The organism is Paenibacillus lautus, from assembly GCF_050482385.1.
In the GTDB taxonomy this organism is placed as follows: Bacteria; Bacillota; Bacilli; order Paenibacillales; family Paenibacillaceae; genus Paenibacillus_AQ; species Paenibacillus_AQ lautus_B.
In genome coordinates this window covers 1-614 of the sequence record NZ_JBCNHV010000048.1, presented here as the reverse complement: position 1 = coordinate 614, position 614 = coordinate 1, and the positions used below count along the sequence as shown (strand labels likewise).

General features: G+C 47.1%; 2 tRNA genes and 1 rRNA gene. All 3 read right to left on the bottom strand.

The window, feature by feature from the left end:
• Nucleotides 1–218: 218 nt before the first annotated feature.
• Nucleotides 219–294 (bottom strand) — tRNA-Ala (locus ABEW73_RS33715).
• 90 nt (nucleotides 295–384) lie between these two features.
• Nucleotides 385–461, bottom strand: a tRNA-Ile gene (locus ABEW73_RS33710).
• 11 nt (nucleotides 462–472) lie between these two features.
• Nucleotides 473–589, bottom strand: a 5S ribosomal RNA gene (gene rrf, locus ABEW73_RS33705).
• Nucleotides 590–614 lie beyond the last annotated feature (25 nt).

Sequence of the window (614 nt, the reverse complement as noted above, 5' to 3'; positions counted from 1 at the left end):
AACTTCCAAAGGATCGATGATCCCAAAACCTTCGCTGCTACCGTTTTATTTAAACTTGTTTTGACACAAGTTCAGCTAAAAGGAATATTTCTAATTGCGCAAATTCGTTTCGTTATCTAGTTTTCAAGGATCAACCCCAGTCTTTCGACCGGAAGATTATCATATCATGTTATAATCTGCAGTTCAACCTGCAATTTATGGAAGCGATATGAAGATTATGGTGGAGCCAAGGGGGATCGAACCCCTGACCTCCTGCGTGCAAGGCAGGCGCTCTCCCAGCTGAGCTATAGCCCCATAATTTCACTCCAAAAGTGAAGCATGGCTTCGAGATTTACGATTATTTCCGTATACCCCGACACTTACCTTATGAAGTTAGTATTTATATGGTGGGCCCTAGTGGACTCGAACCACCGACCTCACCCTTATCAGGGGTGCGCTCTAACCAGCTGAGCTAAGGGCCCATATGAAATACGCTTGGCGACGTCCTACTCTCCCGGGACCCTTCGGTCCAAGTACCATCGGCGCTGGAAGGCTTAACGGTCGTGTTCGGTATGGGTACGCGTGGAACCCTTCCGCTATCGCCACCAAACGTATTAAGGTGAAAGAATTGATCT